At 64.8% G+C, this 17,413-nt stretch carries 20 protein-coding genes; 4 read left to right on the plus strand and 16 right to left on the minus strand.

The features are described 5' to 3' along the window. Positions 1 to 3 precede the first annotated feature (3 nt). The 7 genes from flgA to JF542_RS17225 are packed head-to-tail and all read right to left on the minus strand — an operon-like array spanning position 4 to position 3,309. Positions 4 to 420 carry a flagellar basal body P-ring formation chaperone FlgA gene (gene flgA, locus JF542_RS17195; protein ID WP_207076746.1) on the minus strand — a complete coding sequence of 139 codons (417 nt, stop codon included), beginning with the start codon at positions 418 to 420 and terminating at the stop codon, positions 4 to 6. Continuing rightward, positions 420 to 1,205, minus strand: coding sequence for a flagellar basal-body rod protein FlgG (gene flgG, locus JF542_RS17200; protein ID WP_207076747.1), 786 nt, complete (start codon positions 1,203 to 1,205; stop codon positions 420 to 422). The genes flgA and flgG overlap by 1 nt, the downstream gene beginning before the upstream one ends. 10 nt (positions 1,206 to 1,215) lie before the next feature. Next, positions 1,216 to 1,929: a flagellar hook-basal body complex protein gene (locus JF542_RS17205; protein ID WP_207076748.1), complete on the minus strand. Its 714-nt coding sequence runs from the start codon at positions 1,927 to 1,929 to the stop codon at positions 1,216 to 1,218. 1 nt (position 1,930) lies between these two features. Next, positions 1,931 to 2,200, minus strand: a complete 270-nt coding sequence (locus JF542_RS17210; protein ID WP_007795543.1) for a flagellar biosynthetic protein FliQ — start codon at positions 2,198 to 2,200, stop codon at positions 1,931 to 1,933. 3 nt (positions 2,201 to 2,203) lie between these two features. Then, positions 2,204 to 2,494, minus strand: a complete 291-nt coding sequence (gene fliE, locus JF542_RS17215; protein WP_007795541.1) for a flagellar hook-basal body complex protein FliE — start codon at positions 2,492 to 2,494, stop codon at positions 2,204 to 2,206. A 29-nt stretch (positions 2,495 to 2,523) separates the two neighbouring features. Then, positions 2,524 to 2,916: a flagellar basal body rod protein FlgC gene (flgC, locus tag JF542_RS17220; RefSeq protein WP_007795538.1), complete on the minus strand. Its 393-nt coding sequence runs from the start codon at positions 2,914 to 2,916 to the stop codon at positions 2,524 to 2,526. 15 nt (positions 2,917 to 2,931) lie between these two features. Then, complete coding sequence (locus tag JF542_RS17225; RefSeq protein ID WP_207076749.1) at positions 2,932 to 3,309, minus strand: FlgB family protein; 378 nt, start codon at positions 3,307 to 3,309, stop codon at positions 2,932 to 2,934. A gap of 85 nt (positions 3,310 to 3,394) precedes the next feature. Here JF542_RS17225 and JF542_RS17230 point away from each other — a divergent pair, with 85 nt between their 5' ends. Continuing rightward, on the plus strand, positions 3,395 to 4,756 hold the full coding sequence (locus tag JF542_RS17230) for a FliI/YscN family ATPase (RefSeq protein ID WP_207076750.1): 1,362 nt from the start codon (positions 3,395 to 3,397) through the stop codon (positions 4,754 to 4,756). Between the two features lie 5 nt (positions 4,757 to 4,761). On the opposite strand, the gene JF542_RS17235 is transcribed toward JF542_RS17230, so the two are convergent. The 6 genes from JF542_RS17235 to JF542_RS17260 all read right to left on the minus strand — a co-directional run bounded on the left by JF542_RS17235 (position 4,762) and on the right by JF542_RS17260 (position 8,944). Beyond that, on the minus strand, positions 4,762 to 5,769 hold the full coding sequence (locus JF542_RS17235; protein ID WP_242533809.1) for a DUF1217 domain-containing protein: 1,008 nt from the start codon (positions 5,767 to 5,769) through the stop codon (positions 4,762 to 4,764). Between the two features lie 206 nt (positions 5,770 to 5,975). After that, positions 5,976 to 6,380 (minus strand): flagellar biosynthesis repressor FlbT, encoded by a 405-nt coding sequence (gene flbT, locus JF542_RS17240; RefSeq protein WP_007795525.1) that lies wholly within the window; start codon positions 6,378 to 6,380, stop codon positions 5,976 to 5,978. Then, a complete protein-coding gene (gene flaF, locus JF542_RS17245; protein ID WP_007795522.1) occupies positions 6,377 to 6,754 on the minus strand; it encodes a flagellar biosynthesis regulator FlaF in 378 nt (125 codons plus the stop codon). Before flaF ends, flbT begins: the two co-directional genes overlap by 4 nt. Before the next feature lie 83 nt (positions 6,755 to 6,837). Continuing rightward, positions 6,838 to 8,127: a flagellin gene (locus JF542_RS17250; RefSeq protein WP_007795519.1), complete on the minus strand. Its 1,290-nt coding sequence runs from the start codon at positions 8,125 to 8,127 to the stop codon at positions 6,838 to 6,840. Positions 8,128 to 8,334: 207 nt separating this feature from the next. Continuing rightward, positions 8,335 to 8,643 (minus strand): flagellar protein FlgN, encoded by a 309-nt coding sequence (locus tag JF542_RS17255; protein WP_242533810.1) that lies wholly within the window; start codon positions 8,641 to 8,643, stop codon positions 8,335 to 8,337. 40 nt (positions 8,644 to 8,683) lie between these two features. After that, positions 8,684 to 8,944, minus strand: a complete 261-nt coding sequence (locus tag JF542_RS17260; protein ID WP_242533811.1) for a rod-binding protein — start codon at positions 8,942 to 8,944, stop codon at positions 8,684 to 8,686. Positions 8,945 to 11,964: 3,020 nt separating this feature from the next. Between JF542_RS17260 and JF542_RS17265 the strand changes: the two genes are divergently transcribed. Both JF542_RS17265 and JF542_RS17270 read left to right on the plus strand, forming a co-directional pair. Continuing rightward, on the plus strand, positions 11,965 to 12,384 hold the full coding sequence (locus JF542_RS17265) for a flagellar hook-length control protein FliK (protein WP_207076753.1): 420 nt from the start codon (positions 11,965 to 11,967) through the stop codon (positions 12,382 to 12,384). Positions 12,385 to 12,394: 10 nt separating this feature from the next. Beyond that, positions 12,395 to 13,069, plus strand: a complete 675-nt coding sequence (locus JF542_RS17270; RefSeq protein WP_207076754.1) for a flagellar hook capping FlgD N-terminal domain-containing protein — start codon at positions 12,395 to 12,397, stop codon at positions 13,067 to 13,069. Positions 13,070 to 13,098: 29 nt separating this feature from the next. Here the strand turns inward: JF542_RS17270 and JF542_RS17275 are convergent, their stop codons facing one another. The 3 genes from JF542_RS17275 to ubiE are packed head-to-tail and all read right to left on the minus strand — an operon-like array spanning position 13,099 to position 16,440. Further along, on the minus strand, positions 13,099 to 14,115 hold the full coding sequence (locus JF542_RS17275) for an NAD-dependent epimerase/dehydratase family protein (RefSeq protein WP_207076755.1): 1,017 nt from the start codon (positions 14,113 to 14,115) through the stop codon (positions 13,099 to 13,101). Positions 14,116 to 14,151: 36 nt separating this feature from the next. Next, complete coding sequence (ubiB, locus tag JF542_RS17280; protein ID WP_207076756.1) at positions 14,152 to 15,684, minus strand: 2-polyprenylphenol 6-hydroxylase; 1,533 nt, start codon at positions 15,682 to 15,684, stop codon at positions 14,152 to 14,154. A 3-nt stretch (positions 15,685 to 15,687) separates the two neighbouring features. Beyond that, positions 15,688 to 16,440: a bifunctional demethylmenaquinone methyltransferase/2-methoxy-6-polyprenyl-1,4-benzoquinol methylase UbiE gene (ubiE, locus tag JF542_RS17285; protein WP_007795494.1), complete on the minus strand. Its 753-nt coding sequence runs from the start codon at positions 16,438 to 16,440 to the stop codon at positions 15,688 to 15,690. A 94-nt stretch (positions 16,441 to 16,534) separates the two neighbouring features. On the opposite strand from ubiE, the gene mutM reads away from it, so the two are divergent. Continuing rightward, on the plus strand, positions 16,535 to 17,386 hold the full coding sequence (mutM, locus tag JF542_RS17290) for a bifunctional DNA-formamidopyrimidine glycosylase/DNA-(apurinic or apyrimidinic site) lyase (protein ID WP_207076757.1): 852 nt from the start codon (positions 16,535 to 16,537) through the stop codon (positions 17,384 to 17,386). Positions 17,387 to 17,413: the final 27 nt, after the last annotated feature.

Here is a 17,413-nt window from a genome sequence, read left to right on the forward strand (position 1 = left end):
TGCTCAGTCTCCCAAAACGCTCACGGTCCCGGAGGCGGTGACCGTCCCGAACAGTGTGCTTCTCGAGGATAGGTTCATAACTCGAACCCGTTCGCCGGCACCGGCCCGGTCGAGAGCGCGACCCTCGGTCACGATGTGAAGCCCGTTGCGGGCGAAGATCAGCTCGACGATCTGGTTGCGCTCGACCAGCGCCGGGGCGCCAACCGCGCCCCGCATCACGGCACGCCCGGGATAGAGCGTGACCCGCGCCTCTTGCCCGATGACATCTCCAAGGACGACATGAGCGCCGGGGACCTCTGCTGACTCCAGCCGGACCGCATCCGCCGGCACGATATCCTGAGCGCGCACCGTGCGGGTCGCGACCACGGTCTGAGCATCGGCACCCGCCGCGGCAAGACAGAGGAGCAGCGCCAATCGCATCAGCGCACCTGAACCGTTGCGCCGAGCATCTGGTCAGCGGCGGAGATGACCTTGGAATTGAGCTCGTAGCCGCGCTGGGCTTCGATCAGTTCGGTGATCTCGTAGACGGGATCGACCGAGCTGTCCTCGAGATAGCCGTGCCGGAACGTGCCGAGCCCGTCCTGTCCCGCGGTGGTCTGGATCGGCGGGCCGGAGGCTTCGGTCTCGGTGAAGAGATTGCCGCCGATCGCTTCGAGACCTTTGGGATTGGTGAAGCCGACAAGGGTGAGCTGACCCAGAAGCTGGGCTTCGACGGCGTCGTTGAAATAGGCATAGATCTCCCCCTCGGCATTGATCGACAGGCTGGTGGCGTCGTCGGGGATAACGATCTCCGGCGCGACGGGAAGCCCGTCGGAGGTGACGATAAGCCCCTCGCCATCGCGCTTGAGCGCCCCGTCGCGGGTGTAGCCTGCAAGGCCCGAGGGCAGGGTCACCTCGAAATAGCCGCGGCCCTCGATGGCCAGGTCCAGATCTCCGCCGGTCTGGGACAAGGCCCCCTGTGCAAGCTTCATCGTGACCGCAGCCGGCCGTGCCCCCAGCCCCAGCTGCACGCCGGTCGGCAGCATGGTCCCGTCGGCGGCGCTGACCGTCCCGGCGCGGGCGACCTGTTGATAATGCAGATCGGCGAACTCGGCCCGGCGGGCATTGTAGCCGGTCGTGCTCATGTTCGAGAGGTTGTTCGAAATGACCTCGACCCGCATTTGCTGGGCGCTCATGCCGGTCGCGGCGATTTTCAGGGCACGCATGACGCTCTCCTCATGTGATCATGGACTTGATGGCTGCGCGGACGCGTTCATCCTCGCGCTGCAGGAAATTCTGGCCCATCTCGTAGGCGCGTTGGACCTCGATCATGCGGGCGATCTGCAGGATCGGATCGACATTCGCGCTTTCGACAAAGCCCTGTCGCACGCGGGGGGCCTCGGCGGGGTCGTATCCGGCCTCGGCGCGGAACAGCACACCCCCCTCGCGGACCAGCGCCCCGGGATCGAGCGGTTGCACGATGCCGATCTGGCCAATCGGAGCGCCGTTGCTGCTGAGCGTGCCATCCTGACCGATGGCAAGATCTGTCGCATCCGGCGGGATGAAGACCGGTGCACCGCCGGAGTCGAGCACCAGATGCCCATCCTGCGTGACGAGATCGCCGGCGGAGCTGCTGGCGAAATTGCCCGCTCGGGTCAGGCGCTCGCCGGCCGGGGTCTGGACGAGGAAAAAGCCCTCGCCCTCGATGCCGAGATCCAGCTGCCCGCCTGTGCGGGTCAGGCTGCCCTGCGCGAAGGAGGTGTTTCGGACGTGGCTCGCGGTCATGGCGACGCTGCCATCCCGGTCGGTCTGGCGAACGTATTCGGAGAACACCACGCCCTGCTGGCGGTAGCCGGTCGTCGCCATGTTGGCGACGTTGTTCGCCACCATCCGCATCTCGCGCATGAGGCCCTGCTGCCGGGACAAGGTTGTATAGTCGGTGATGCCCATGTCAGCCCCCGGTGATGACGGGAATGATGCGGCCCTGAAAGAAGCCGACCAGGGTTTCGGACATGAAGCTCATCGACATCCAGAACACCACCACGATGGCGAGCAGCTTCGGGACGAAAGTCAGCGTCATCTCCTGCACGGAGGTCAGCGCCTGAAACAGGCCCACGCCCACGCCCGCGAGCAGCGCTGCGGTCAGGATTGGCACCGACGTGATGGTTGCGACCCAGAGGCCCTGTCTGAGCGTGTCATAGAAGATGGTTTCGCTCAGCATGGTTCAGACCGGCATCCGCAGAATTTCCTGGTAGGCTTCGACGACCTTGTTTCGAAGCGCGACGACCGTCTCGACCGCGAGTTCGGACTGGGCCAGCGCCTGAACCAGCGCATGCGGGTCGGCATCTCCGGTCATCGCCGCCGTCGCCGTGGTCTCGGCCTCGTTCAGCGTAGTGGCGAAATCCTCTGCGGCGCCTCTCAGCCGTGCGGCGGCGCTGTCGGCATTGGGCTGCGGCTCTGTTGCGGGGCGCTGTGCCGCGTATTTCTGCGCAGCAAAAAGCGATCGGACGTCCATTCTGGTCTCCTTTCACGCAATGTTAGGCTCTATCCACGGCGCAGCAGATCCATCAGACTGCTGGACATCTGCCGCGTTTGTTCGAACATTTTCAGGTTGGCTTCGTAGCTGCGCTGCGCCTCGCGGGCGTCGGCCAGCTCCACGATCAGATCGACATTGGTCCCGTCGTAGAAGCCGGCAGGATCGGCGAGGGGGTGATGAGGATCCCAGATCCGTTCCAGATCGCTGCGGTCGAGCCGCGTATCGCCGGCCTGCACTTCCCGGACGCCGTCACTGCCCTCTCCAAGTTCGAACGGCAGGGTCTTGCGGCGGTAACCGGGCGTGTCGACATTGGCGATGTTCTCGGACACCACGCGCAGGCGGTCGGCCTGGGCGCGCAGCCCGCTGGACGAGACCGACAGGGCATCGGAAAAGGCACTCATTCATCCACTCCGTGTCTAGCGCCCGAGGCTCGTGCGAAGGATGTTGAGGCTTGATCGGTAGATCGACAGCGCGCGACCATGTCCGCGGGACGCCGCGACAGCCGTCACCATTTCACCTTCGATAGAGACTGAGTTTCCGTTCGGATCGACGCTTGACCGGCGCAGGGTCGGCTCGGGCAGGTGATCCGAGCGCAGCCCGTTCAAATGCCTGTTCCGGGTGGCGCGCTGGTGAGGAGCGGATTCGCGAAGCGTGGCTTCGAAATCCGGTATATCGAGTGCGCGATAGCCGGGCGTATCGGCGTTGGCGATGTTCTGCGCGCTGAGGGCCTGCCGCAGGCCGGAATGCTTCGCAAGGGCCATCGCCGTCTGAAAGACGTTCAGATTATGGAACATCGGGGCTTCTCCCTCGATTGGCTTCAACCAAGGCTTAAGGCTGATTCCTTTAGAAATGGTTTGAGACCGCTGAAGGGGGCGCCTGATGGAGAAACTCGAACTCGACGGTCTGCTGGCGCAGATCACGCAGATCCGCCCGGCCCGCGCGGTCGGGCGGGTTCGCTCGGTCGACGGAACGGTCATCTGGGTCCGCGGGCTTGCGCACCTGGCCTGCATCGGCGATCGCCTGAGGCTCTATCACGCTGACGGTGAACTTGGAGGAGAGGTGCTGCGCATTCGCGACGACATGGTCGCGATGCTGCCCGACGAGGGGCCGGAGGGCGTATCTCAGGACGATCGCGTTGCGGTGCTCGGGCCGCCGGTTCTGGCGCCTTCAAATGATTGGGTCGGGCGGGTGATCGACCCTTACGGGCAGCCGCTCGACGGTCGGTCGCTGTCGTCCGGGTCGCTCCGGCGACCGTTTCGGGCCAGCCCGCCCCCGGCGGCGCAGCGGCGCGGTCTCGGAGGGCGCTTGCGCAGCGGGCTCGCCGCGTTCGACACCTTTCTGCCGATCGTGCGGGGGCAGCGCGTGGGGCTGTTTGCAGGGTCCGGCGTGGGCAAGTCACGGCTCCTGGCCTCGCTCGCGCGCGGCGTCGAGGCGGATGTCGTCGTGCTGGCGCTGATCGGAGAGCGGGGGCGCGAGGTGCATGATTTCGTGCATGATGTTCTCGGGCCAGAAGGGATGGCGCGCAGCGTGGTCATCGCGGCAAGCTCGGATCGTTCGCCGCTCGAACGGCGGCGCTGCGCGCTTGCCGCGATGACCGTGGCAGAGCATTTTCGCGACACTGGCCGACAGGTTCTCTTTCTTGCCGATTCGATCACCCGCTTTGCCGAGGCGCATCGCGAGGTCGCGGTCGCCGCCGGCGAGATGCCCGCGCTGCGCGGCTTCCCGCCCTCAACCGCCAATCAGATCATGCGTCTGGCTGAGCGGGCTGGTCCCGGGTTGGCCGGGTCTGGCGACATCACCGCGATCTTCAGCGTTCTCGTTGCGGGGTCCGACATGGAGGAGCCGATCGCCGATATTCTGCGTGGCGTGCTCGATGGCCACGTCGTTCTCAGCCGCGAGATCGCGGAGCGGGGCCGGTTTCCGGCGATCGATGTCTTGCGGTCGGTGTCGCGCAGCCTCCCCGAGGCGGCCACCGAGGAGGAGAACGACGTCCTGCTTCAGGCCAGACACCTGCTTGGTGCCTATGCGCGATCCGAGACGATGATCCGTGCGGGGCTTTACCGCGAGGGCGAGGATCCGCTGCTTGATCAGGCCATCAGAGCCTGGCCCGACCTCGATGGCTTCTTCTCCGAGGCAGCACCTCATGGGCCACACGCGGCGTTCAATCAGCTTCGGTTGATCCTGCGTCGCTCTGGTGTCAGGCCGCCTCAACAAAGGAGGCGCCTGTCGGGCGCCGGCTGACGATCTTAGGATCTGTCGCGATCGTAGCGAATGGTGCTGAGCAGGGTAAGGGCGATCTGTTGAGAGCCGAAAGCGCCGCTTTGCGAGATCTGGTCCTGCAGAAGATAGCTCTGGATGATCCCGTTCAGGGTCTTGGGGGCCTGCAGGTCCGAGAAGGTTTCGATTCCAAAGCGCTGTCGTGCCTTGTCAGAGATGACCTCGACCTGTTTGTCGAGATCGATCTGGCTGAAACCGTCCGGCAGGGAGAGCGCGGTTTCGAAAACCTCGCGCATCATGGTGCTGCCAAGAACGTTGTACCACTTGGCGGTCTCGCTCAGGTCATTGGCCGCAAGCTCGGGCAGGGAGCGCTGGAACTTCAGAGCCGCGCCGATCGCCTCATCAACATCACTCACAGCGTCTTCGAAGCGTTGCCAGCGGAACTGTTCGGTGATGTTCGAGGCAAACCCCTCGGTCTGAAGCACTGTGCTGGTCTCGGTCTCGTAGAATGCGAAGGCCATCGAAAAGGCGCGGAGATTTTTGTCATTCAGAACGTTGGACAAGGCCGTCGCTTCGGCGGGGTCCTCTTCGAGGGCCCGGCGCAGCAGCGTCGTGCTCCGAGCGCGGTCGCCAAGGTCGAACGCGGTTGTTGCAACCTGCCTGAGCTCCGGATCGAGCAGCAACTCTTCGGCTGAGGTGATGCGGCCGATATTCTCGGTGAAGTAGGCGCGCGAGATTTCCAGATTCTCCTCGACCTGCGCGGCAAAAAGCGCGGCATAGTCGGGATCGGCCACGTAGTCCGGTTCGGTCAGGGTCTGCGCCAGGTTGGCGCGAACGCGTTCCTCGTAGCGGACGAGCACCGTCTCTGCAAAACCCTCTTCCTGGGTTTTGCGTGTGATCACGGGTTCGAAATCGAAGGCATCGGCAAGGGCCACGAAGCGGCTGTCGTTCAGCTTGTTCGCAAGCGCATCGTCATCCTTGGTCCCTTCTTCAATGAGGCGGCGCACCAGATATTTGCTGTCGAGTTCATCCTCCATGCCAAAGGCGGTGAGCGCGACGCTGAGCAGGCGCCGATTGCCGACAAGCTCCTCCGCAGAGCCGATGCTGCCGATGGTCTCGGTGAAGTAGGCGGCTTCGCGGGTGATCTCCGGGGTCTTGTTGAAGGCCGTCCGCTGCGTGTCCATCGTATTTTGCAGGATCTGCCACCCGACCAGCCCCGGACCTCCGATCATGGGGGTATAGGTCATTGCTGCCGCGCGGCGAGCAGCCGGTCTTCTCTTGGGATCAGGCTTCGAAGCGCCTTGAGAGATTGATAATACTGTGCGTCCAGCAAGCTTGTTGTTGCTTTGGTCAGAAGCTCGCGGCTGTCGGGATCGGTGAGAATGCGACTGAGTTCCTCTATCCCACGGATCAGTTGCCGCTGGGCCTCATCCGGGTCGATATCACCGGTCAGGATCAATTGGGTCATGTAGCAGAGGCGGCGGACCGGTGTTCTTGCTTCCTCGGGATGGATCGCATCGCGCAAGCGCAGGATATTGGCCTTGGGCGTCACGATCGAAAGACGGCTGCGGCGATCTCCATTCTCGATCACCGCGCCGTTGATCAGGACCCGCTCCCGCGGGCCGAGCTTGAGAACCAGGCCGCTCATCGGCCTGGCCTCTGGCCGCCGAGGCCCCGCAGGATGGCGGCATTGACTTCAAGCAGGGGGGCGAGCCGTGCCTTGCGGGCGAGAACCTTCCCGGTATGAAGCTGCACGAATTCCGCGAGGTAGAAGATCTGCGCCCGCAACTCCTGAGGCAGAGCGTTCTCGGTGCTGGCCACATCGACGGCCAGTGCTGTCCAGAGGCGGCGGTTGTCATAGAGGGCCCGCACAAGCCTCGGATAGGCTTTGGGTCCAGCCTCGGCAGCGGATTTGATGCGGTGAGTCACACGCGCGAGCAGGTCATACTCGATGGCCCGGTCTGTCCGTGTGCTGGTTGTTGGTTGGGTATAGGCGCGCTGCGCCATGATCTGCGCGTTCACGGCGGAACCTTCCGACTGTGTTTCGGATGAAGCGGTTTGCTAGCGGTTCGGGGACCGGACGAACCGGTCCCCGAGGTTCTGCCTTACTGGAAGAGCGAGAGCAGCGACTGTGGGGCCTGGTTGGCGATGGAGAGCGCCTGAACACCAAGCTGCTGCTGCACCTGAAGCGCCTGAAGCCGGGCCGAAGCCTCCTCCATGTCGGCGTCGACAAGCGTGCCGATGCCGGATTTCAGCGAGTCGATCAGGCTCGAGATGAAATCGGTCTGGGTCTCGATCCGGCCCTGAACGGAACCGAAGGCCGAGGCGGAGTCGATGGCCGTCTGAAGCAGGCCTTCGATGCTATCGAGAGCTGCGTCGGTACCGTCGTCGGTTGTGACGTCGAATTCAGCCAGCAGTTCCAGGCCGCCACCGATGGTTCCGTCGGCTTCGGCTTCCAGTGTCGCGATGTCGGCGATGTCGGATTGCTCCACCACGCTGTTGTCGTCAGAGATCGCTTCGTCGTAGTTGTTGGTGAAGTCGATCTGGCCTGCATTGGTCCCGTTGACCGAGAAGGTGATTTCCAGACCATCCGAAGCGGCCTGGAAGTTCAGGCGCTCGACCATCGCCGAGGTGACGTCGGCAAGGGTGTCGCCGTCCCGGGCGACGTACTCGACATCTGCCGAGAAATCGAACGCATCGGCAGAGACATCGCCTGCGAAGTTGCTGCTTCCGGTCACCTTGAAGTTCGCGCCGGCGACCAGCTCGTCGTCTGCGCCGACCCCGTCGAAGGTGACGTATTCGGCCGTGGCACCGCTTGCCACACCGGTCGTGTTCACCGAGACGTCCAGGTTCACGGTGGCGGTGGAGGCTGCGCCGGTCCCCAGGTCCTGCTTTGCGACAGCGATATCAGAGGCGGCAACGCCGGTGCCCGAACGGTCGAGCGACGCAAGGACGTTGATGTTGCCGGAATCGGCGGTTGAATCGGTGTTCGACAGCAGGTTCAGGCCGTTGAACTGGGCCGCGCCCACCACCGCGTCGATTTGGTCGCGCAGTGCGTCGATATCCGTCTGGATCTTGGCGCGGTCGACGTTTTCCTCCTGCGCGGCGACGATCTTGCCCTTGATGTCGGTCAGCAGGTCAGTGACCGTTTCCGACGCGGAGCGTGCCACCGCGACGGTGGATTCGCCGAGGTTGAGGCTGTCGGAGATGCCTTTGAAGCCCTTCACGTCGGCTTCCATCACCTTGGAGATGGCCCAGACGGCGGCATTGTCCTTGGCGTCGGCAACGCGCTTGCCGGTGGAGATTTCGCCCTGGGTGGTGGCGAGGCTCGAGTTGATGGATTTCAGGGTCTGGAGCGCCACCATGGCGCCGTTGTTCGTCAGAATGCTAGACATGGATGTTCGTCCTTGGGATCAAACGGCGCTTTGCACCGTATTTCGATGTGCCGGAGGCCGGCGTTCTGAACGTCTTTCTGACGAGTGCAGGCCGGGCTGATTGCCCCCTGCGCCATCCGAACCGGATGCAGGCCAGACATTGGGTCACGGAAGCTAACGAAGCGCTAAGACCGCCATCTGACGTTTCTTGGATTCAATGCAAATTCGTCATGCCCTGCGCTCGACCTGTTGCGCCGGTGGCATGTCGATCGTCGCCCTGCGCCCGGTTGCGTCGTAGATCTCCATCGACCGGCGCAGGTGGCGCATGCTGCCGACCCGTTCCGCGGCGTTGCGAAGTCCCGCAAGCGTCTGATCGAAAAGCGCCTGATTGCGGACCATGGTCGCATGAAGCCGTCGCACCCGCTCTGCATCCTCGGGGGGATCGTGGCGTAGCTGTGAAATCAGAGCGATCTTTTCTTCCATCAAGGGGGCGATGTCGTCGAGAGCGCCGGCAAGCAGGCTGTCGCGCTCCTGCATGAGGAGCGCCTCGAGCGTGTCGAATGGATGGGGCACCGGGTCAGTCATCGGCGTGCCTGACAAGAGCCTGAAAGATCGATTCGGCAAGTCCGATCCCGCCGGCTTCTGTCAGCGCCTGCGCGTGTTCGCGCGCGAGTATTGAGGCGAACTGGTCTTCGCCGACACCACCTCCGAAGGTGTCGCGGCTCTTGCCGAGCCCTGCAGAGCGCAGCATCTCGGTCAGGAAACTGGCCTCGAGCGCCATCGCTGCGTTGCGCAGGGAGGTGCGTCCATCAGGAGGAAGTGGCCCGTGAATCTCCATGAGTCTCTCCAATTCGAGCTAACGAACGGCAGAGTGCGCGGAAGTCGGTAAAGAAGCGGTAAGGAAAATCGCGTTAGACCGTCTCCAGCGGAAGAATTCCCGGAGCGACCATGCTGAAGCCACTGTCAGGATTGCTGAACCTCGCGCTGCCGACGGCGCTTCGCGAGAATGACACAGGACCGGAGGCGGGCGGGATGCCGTTCGCCGATGTGTTCGCCTCGCTCGACCAAGAGGCCCCGGACTTCGCAGAGCCTGATGAGGGCGAAGAGACCTCGGAGATGAGCGTGGACGAGCCAAAGCTGTCACCATCCGATGGCCAGCAGCAGACGCCTGAGATGGCGGATATCGATCCGGTCGCGGACGATGAGGCCTTTGTGGAGGGCAGGGGCGAAACAGGGTCCGCTCCGGTGCTCCGGCAGGATCCTGGGCGCGGCGACGGACGCCCCCGGTTTCAGGTCGATGGCAGGGAGGCATCGACCGGGGTGTCGCGGGATGATGCGATGGAGATGCTCCCCGAGCCTGAGGGCAAACGTGCGAGGGCAGGGATGTCTGCGGAGGAGACAGCGCGGCCATCCATGCCACCCGAGCCCGCGCAATCTGAGCGGATGGCCTCGAAGCCACTTGAGGAGGTCCCGAGATTGCCGACGAGCGCGATCTCGGTGCCAAAGACCCAGGTTTCGACGTCACCTGTCGGCCCGGAGCCCGAGGGCGAACAGATCAATGCGGTCCAGTCCTCGAGATCGAGGCGCGAGCGGCCGATTGCCCCTTCAGCGCCCGATATGTCTTTGCGCCCGGGTGCCCGGCGTGACGCGCCAAGAGGTGCAGATGAGGGTCTCACAAAGGCCGAAACGGCAAAGGAGATCGCTCAGGCGCGAAGCGATACGAGGCGAGAGGCCCTGCCGCCCAACGGCGCTGGGCCCAACTCTGTCGGGTCCCGGCGCCCGCGCCTGGGTGAGCGGTTCGAGGCGGAGCCGACGTCTCGGGTGGAAGAGGTCCTGGTACGCGCCTCCGGTCTTCGCAGGACGGAAGCGAGCCGACGGAATTCGATAGTGTACACTGTCGTGCAGAGGCCCGGGCAGAGAGGTGTCTATCCCGCTCATCCGGGCGCGGGTCCTACGGCGGAAGCGCAGCTCAAGCCTGAACCAAGGGGAATGCCCGGTTCCGAACCTGATCGGGCTCTGTCCCAAAGCTCGAAGGTGGTTCTGCCCGAACATCTCAGCCCGTTGACGCGCGCGACCAAGGGCAGGGGGCTGGGCCCGGCATCTGGCCGCTTAGACAGTGCGCCCAGCCCGGCGCGTTTGCCTCGGCCTGCACCAGACGCTCCGGCAAAGGCGTTGCCCCCGGCTCTTGATGTCGGGCCTGGTGAAACGCGGGAAAGAGCCGCCACTGCAAGGACGACCCGCTTGGTTCTCTCGGCAAATGCCCCGCCCGACGGCGCTGACACGGAGAAGCCGAAGCCAGAGGCACGACAGCCGGAGACACGTCCGAATGGCCCCGAGACCCGGGGCAAGCCGTTGCGCGCCGCTTCGGACCGAACGGAGAACCGCTCCAAGGCAGACGTGTTGAGCCCTGCGGTGGATCTTCGTGGACGCTCCTCCGGCTGGGCCCCCATACCGCACCCGGATGGGGCGCGCGCGCGGGCGGTGCCAGTGGCGCCTCCCTTGCCAAGCGGTGCGGGCGCAGAGCGAAGCGTCAATGCGACCGCCAAGCCGCCATCCGGAGATGTGCCTCCCGGTGTGGCACAGTCGCGAGATGCGCCGTTGCTCGGGGTGGCAGAGAAGGGCGCAGACGAAAACCGCCAGCAAGTACCCCCGAAAGACAGTGCAATCATAGCTTTGGAGGAGCTGCCCGTCTCAAGACCTCCAACAGCGCAGCGCTTCGATTTGCGCGCGCGGCCTGAGATGTCCGAAACGCCGCGTCCGGAAACGCGAGGTGATGCGGTGATCTCCCGACAGCGCATGCTCACGCATGAGGCAGACGCAGATCACCTTGCGACGCACGGCAGCATGCAGAGATCGCGCGCTCCAGAAGTCGAGGCCGCGAAGCTGCCGGTCGGTGTACAGAGCGAGCGCAGCGCAATCTCCGTGCCGAGCCGTGGAACCCCTCTGCCTGAGGTATCGGTTCAGGCCTCCGATGCAGATCAAAGCGTCCAGCCTCCGGACTCGTCATCCGCTCTTGAGCGGGGCGTTATCCCGACGCGACAGGAGCTTGCAAGCGAAGGTACCCGCGCGCCGGATGTGGCTGTCGCGCATGACGCTCGCCCGGTCCAGACCGGACAACCCGCCGACCCCCCGCCCGCAAGCAATGCGCCAGAAAACGCTCCATCGGTCTTGTTCAGGGGGCGGGGCGACGCCACGCCGAAGCAAAATCAAGAGGCCACGGAGCCGGGGGACACCGTCGAGGTCTTTCGAAGCAGAACAGCGGTCTCCCGAACCGAAGCGCATCCCGTGCCACAGGTGACGAAAGGCTCGGCACAGGATGGGGGGGGGCCTCTGCCGCAAGAGGGCGGTCGCGAACTCAGAAGGGAAGGTATTGCGTCATCGGAAACCGGCCAGAATGGCGCCGTTTCTGAGCGTATCGTCACACGGTCTGCGCAGGGGCTGCCCGACAGGACCGCCTCCGCAGAGGCTTTGATTGCGCAAGGGGGACGGACATCCTCTTTTGCGCCCGAGATCCAGGCCGTGCCGTTGTCAGGCCGAAACGAGAACGTCGTCATGCCGGCAAGTCCGGATGGGCGACCGGTCGAGCCGCGGGAGGTCGTGTCATCGATCGAGACCCGGCATCGGGGCCGGGACCTGAGACAGGGTGCTGGGCATGTGGCCGCCGGCCAGCCGGCTATGGGGGCCAGCTCCGCGTCGGCTGGACTGCCATCGTTAGCCATTGGTGCGAGTGTTGAACGGCCAGCAATCTCGGTCATTTCGCCCGTGATTGATCTGGAGGAGCCACTTTCAGAAGAGGTTTTCGCAGCACCACTGCCGAGCGGATCGGCTCCGGGGTCGGCCTCGGCCCCCGGCCACGGAATGAGCGTCGTGGCCCGCGAGGCGGCCGGTCCTGTGCTGCGCCAGGCCGCCGAGGCGATGACCGCCGCGGTGGATGCCCAGGATCAGGTCATTGAACTGAAGCTCCGGCCGGAAGAACTCGGCCAGTTGCGGTTCCGCATCGGTCAGGGTGAGACCGGACTGATGCTGAGCGTGACTGCGGATCGGCCTGAAACGCTGGATCTTCTGCGGCGCAACGTTGATCAGCTTGCCCGGCATCTGTCCGATCTCGGCTATGGGTCGGCGAGCTTCAGCTTCGGTGAGGAACGGCCCGGTTCGCAATCGCGCTCGTCAAGGGAGTCCGCTGCGCAGGGGCCGGATCCCATCGGTGGCCAGGTAACCGAGGCCGCGGTGTCGGACCCGGTCGCGCGGGCCTCCGATGGTTTGGACATGAGGCTTTAGGGAGATCATCATGCAAAGCAGTGCGGTAACGGGTGCCATCCCCACCGGGCGCGCCGAGTCCACCGGCTCGGCGGGCGGGGAGCAGACCGGAAATGCTGCGGTCCTGAGCAGCGATTTCGAGACGTTTCTGAAGATGCTGACCACGCAAATGCAGAATCAGGATCCGCTCAACCCAGTTGATTCGACGGACTACGCCACCCAGCTCGCGACCTTTTCGTCGGTGGAGCAGCAAGTACTGACCAACGACCTTCTTGGGGATCTTGCGCAGGCCATGACCGGAGGCACGTTGCAGCAACTTGGCTCCTGGATCGGGCGAGATGTTCTGGCGGATGCGGCGGTGCGCTTTGACGGAGCACCTCTCGTGATGCGGCCGGAGTTCGAGCCCGGGGCCGATGCTGCCCGGCTCGTAGTGCGCGATGCTGCGGGTTCCGTGGTCCAGCGCCTGTCGCTCGATCCGTCGCAACCGGTCGTCGCATGGCAAGGGGTTCGTGACGGCGGCACACCGATGGCGTCAGGGATCTACAGTTTCGAGGTCGAGAGCCTGTCCGGCGGCACCACAGTCGCGCGCCAACCCGCCCAGGTCTACAATCCGGTGATCGAGGTGCGCCGCGAGGGTGAAGCAACCCTGCTGACCCTGTCGGATGGCAGCGAAATCGATGCCAAGGCCGTCACTGCTCTGCGCTGATGGGCAGAGCGCGAAAGCCCTGGCCGCGTTCAGGTCGCGGAGGCGTAATAGGATTTGTACCACTCGACAAAAGCCGCGACGCCATCCGCGAGAGGGGTCCGGGGCAAGGTACCGGTCAAACGAGTCAGCAGCGCGTTGTCTGCCCAGGTTGCGGGAACGTCGCCGGGCTGCATGTCCATGTAATTGCGCAGGGCCGGCGTCCCGAGAGCCTGCTCGATGGCGGTCACGAAATCCTCGAGCCGTTCCGGCGTGCCGTGTCCCACGTTCAGCACCCGCCAGGGTGCCACCGGGGACAGGCTGTCGCCCTCGATCGGTGCGCCCAGAACCGGGGGCTGGCCGATCAGGCGGACAAGACCTTCGATCAGGTCATCGATATAGGTGAAATCGCGCCGCATGTCGCCGTGGTTGTAGATGTCGATCGGGCGGCCCTCGAGGATCGCCTTGACGAATTTGAACAGGGCCATGTCAGGCCGGCCCCAAGGGCCGTACACGGTGAAGAAGCGGAACATGGTGATCGGCAGCCCGTAGAGATGCGCGTAGGAATGCGCCATCGCCTCGTTGGCCTTCTTCGTCGCCGCATAGAACGACATCTGGTGGTCGGCCTTCGCCGTTTCGCGATAAGGCATCTCGGTATTGGCGCCGTAGACCGACGAGGTCGAGGCCATCAGGAGGTGCTTCGGCGGCGCCGCCCGGGCTGCCTCGAGCAGTTCGAGCGCACCGACGAGGTTGGACTGAACGTAGGACCTCGGTGCCTCGAGCGAATACCGCACACCAGCCTGTGCCGCGAGATGAACGATGATCTCGGGGCGCTCGGAGACGCAGAGCTCGGTCAGTCGGCCCTCGTCCTCGGTATGCGCGATGACCGGCTCGAAGGCTGCATGCTCGCCGAGGATCGCGTGCCGGCGCTGCTTCAGAACGACGTCGTAATAGTCGCTCATCGCGTCGAAACCGATGACCCGGTAGCCCTCGTTGAGAAGGCGCTTCGACAGGTGAAATCCGATAAAGCCGGCAGATCCGGTCACGAGCGCGGTTTTCGCGGTGGACATGAGCGTCCTCCCCCAAGAGATCAGGCTGCCGATCTATCAGGCGAACGTATGCCAGACAAGCATGAGCGCCGCCCCGAGCGCCGCACCGGCACCGCCCCAGCCGAGCCGCACGCGCCATGGGCTGCGTTTCGCGGCGCCGTCGCCCTCGGACTGACGGATCAGCGCGGCCTCCACCAGCCCCGGCAGGCGCGGGCCAAAGCGGCCAAGCACCTGGGCGGTCTGCACGAGGTCGCGCAGCGCGGCGCGCGGGCCGATCGAGGTCTTGATGTAGTCCTCGACCACCGGCTTGGCGGTGTTCCAGATGTTCATGCGCGGGTTCAGCGAGCGTGCGACGCCCTCGACCACGACCATGGTGCGCTGCAGCAGGATCAGCTCGGTCCGGGTCTGCATGCCGAACCGCTCGGTCACCTCGAACAGGTAGGAGAGCAGCCGCGCCATCGAAATCCGCGTTGCATCCATGCCAAAGATCGGCTCCCCGACGGCCCGAAGCGCCCGGGCGAACTCGTCGACATCTCGGTCGGCGGGAACGTATCCGGCCTCGAAATGCACCTCGGCCACGCGTTTGTAGTCGCGTCGGATGAAGCCGTAGAGGATCTCGGCATAGACCCGTCGGGTATACTCGTCGATATGCCCCATGATGCCGAAATCGTAGGCGATGATGTTGCCGTTCGGCGCGACCTTGAGGTTGCCCTGATGCATGTCGGCGTGGAAGAAGCCGTCGCGCAGCGCATGGTTCAGGAACAGCTGCAGCACCCGCTCGCTGAGCCGCTCGCGGTCATGTCCCGCGGCATCCAGCGCGGCGTTGTCGCCCAGCGGTGCACCCTCGGCCCAGCTCATGGTCATGACTCGCCGGCCCGAGAGCCCCCAGACCACCGATGGCAGTTCGAAGCCATCGTCGTCGGCGGTGTTGGCGGCGTATTCCGAGGCGGCAGCGGATTCGAGCCGCAGGTCGAGCTCGCCCATCACCACGCTCTCGAAATGCGAGATGACATCGCGCGGACGCAGCCGGCGTGCGGCCGGGGCCAGCGTCTCGATCATGTCCGCAGCGAAGTAGAACGCATCGATATCGGTGCGGAAGGCGCGCTCGATGCCCGGACGCAGCACTTTCACTGCAACGGTCTCGCCCGTATCGGCACGGCGCGCCTTGTGGACCTGCGCGATCGAGGCCGCCGCGACGGGCGCGCTGAACTCGCTGAAGATCTCCGAGACGGGCACGCCAAGCTCGGCCTCGATCTGGCGCTCGGCCTGCTCGATGCCAAAGGGGGGGAGCTTGTCCTGCAGCACCCGCAGCTGGTTGGCGAGATCCTGACCGACCACGTCCGGTCGGGTCGAGAGAATCTGGCCAAACTTGATATAGGCGGGTCCGAGCGCGCTCAGCGCGCGGGGCGCGGGCGGCATCGACGGATCGCCCTCGATGCCGGTCCATTTGAACGGCCAGACCAGCGTGCGGAAGGCGATGCGCACCATTTTCGGCGCGTCGAACGCGTCGAGCACAACGCCCATGGCGCCGGTGCGCTCGAAGGTGGCGCCGGTGCGGATCAGGCGCCAGATATTGTGCGGTCCGCGCATGGCTCAGATCTTCCAGCCGGAATGCAGGCAGGCGATGCCCATGCTCAGGTTGCGGTACTTGGCGTTGCCGAACCCGGCGGCGCGCAGCATGCCGAGGAAGGTCTCCTGGTCGGGGAACTTGCGGATCGATTCCACAAGATATTGATAGCTGTCGCGATCGCCGGCGATCATCTGGCCCATGCGCGGGATGATGTTGAAGGAATAAAGATCGTAGGCCTTCTGCATCATGTCGTTGGGGATCTGGCTGAACTCGAGCACCATCAGCCGGCCGCCGGGCTTGAGCACGCGGAACGCCTCGTTCAGAGCCTCCTGCGGGCGGGTGACGTTCCGGATGCCGAAGGAGATCGTGTAGACATCGAACGTGCTGTCGGGGAAGGGCAGCGCCATGGCGTCGCCCACCACCCAGTCGAGCTGTTCAGCCATCGCCGCGGCATCGGCGCGCTTGCGGCCCTCAACCAGCATTGGCTCGGTCAGGTCGAGCACGGTGGCGTGGCCATGACCGGCGCGCTTGAGGAAGCGGAACGAGATGTCGCCGGTGCCACCGGCCACGTCGAGCAGGCGCTGCCCGGGGCGCGGGGCCAGCCAGTCCATCATCGCGTCCTTCCAGACCCGATGGATGCCAAGCGACATGGCATCGTTCATCACGTCGTATTTCGACGCCACCGAGTTGAAGACGCCCTGCACGCGACCGGCCTTCTCGGTCTCGGGGATGTCGGTGAAGCCGAAATGCGTGGTTTTCTGGGTGTCGTCGGTCATGGGTCTTGCCGTTTTGCTGCTGCATCTCCTTATAGGGCGCGGGGGGCGCGCTGCAATGCGGCCCTTCGACAAGACGCTGTGACCCGGAGAGAACATGCCCGAATTGCCAGAGGTGGAAACCGTGCGCCGCGGCCTCGCCCCCGTGATGGAGGGCAACCGCATCGCGCAGGCGCAGGTCAACCGGCCCGACCTGCGCTGGCCGTTTCCCGAGCGCATGGCCGAGCGGCTGACCGGGGCGCGGATCCTCCAGCTGCGGCGGCGGTCGAAGTACATCCTCGGCGATCTCGACCGCGGCGAGACGCTGCTGATCCACCTTGGCATGACCGGCCGGATGCTGGTTTCTGGCGACGCTCTGGGGCGGTTCGTGCACGATCACCCGGCGCCGGAAAAGCACGATCACGTGGTGCTCGACCTCGAGGATGGCGCTCGCGTCACCTTCAACGACCCGCGCCGCTTCGGGGCGATGGATCTGATGCAAACCGCCACGGCCGAGGCCCACCCGCTGCTCGCGGCGCTGGGGCCGGAACCGCTTGGCAACGCGTTCAGCGAATCCCATCTGGTGGCGGCGCTGGCGGGGCGCAACATGCCGATCAAGTCGGCTCTGCTCGACCAGAAGATCGTCGCGGGCCTCGGCAATATCTACGTCTGCGAAGCGCTCTATCGCTGCGGAATTCATCCGGGACGTCGCGTCAGACGGATTTCCGAGAAACGCATCGCCTCGTTGGTGCCGGTGATCCGAGAGGTGCTGGAAGAGGCCATTGCAGCAGGCGGATCGAGCCTGCGGGACTTCCGCCAAGCCGATGGGGAGCTTGGATATTTTCAGCACAGCTTCGATGTCTACGGGCGCGAGGGGCAGCCGTGCCGGACCCCCGATTGCGGCGCTACCGTGCACCGGATGGTTCAATCAGGGCGGTCCTCGTTCTACTGCCCGCGGTGCCAAAGATAACTTGATTGCGAGGGCCAAGCTGGTAAG

Origin of the sequence: Salipiger bermudensis (assembly GCF_017309175.1) — a bacterium.
GTDB classification, from domain to species: Bacteria; Pseudomonadota; Alphaproteobacteria; order Rhodobacterales; family Rhodobacteraceae; genus Salipiger; species Salipiger bermudensis.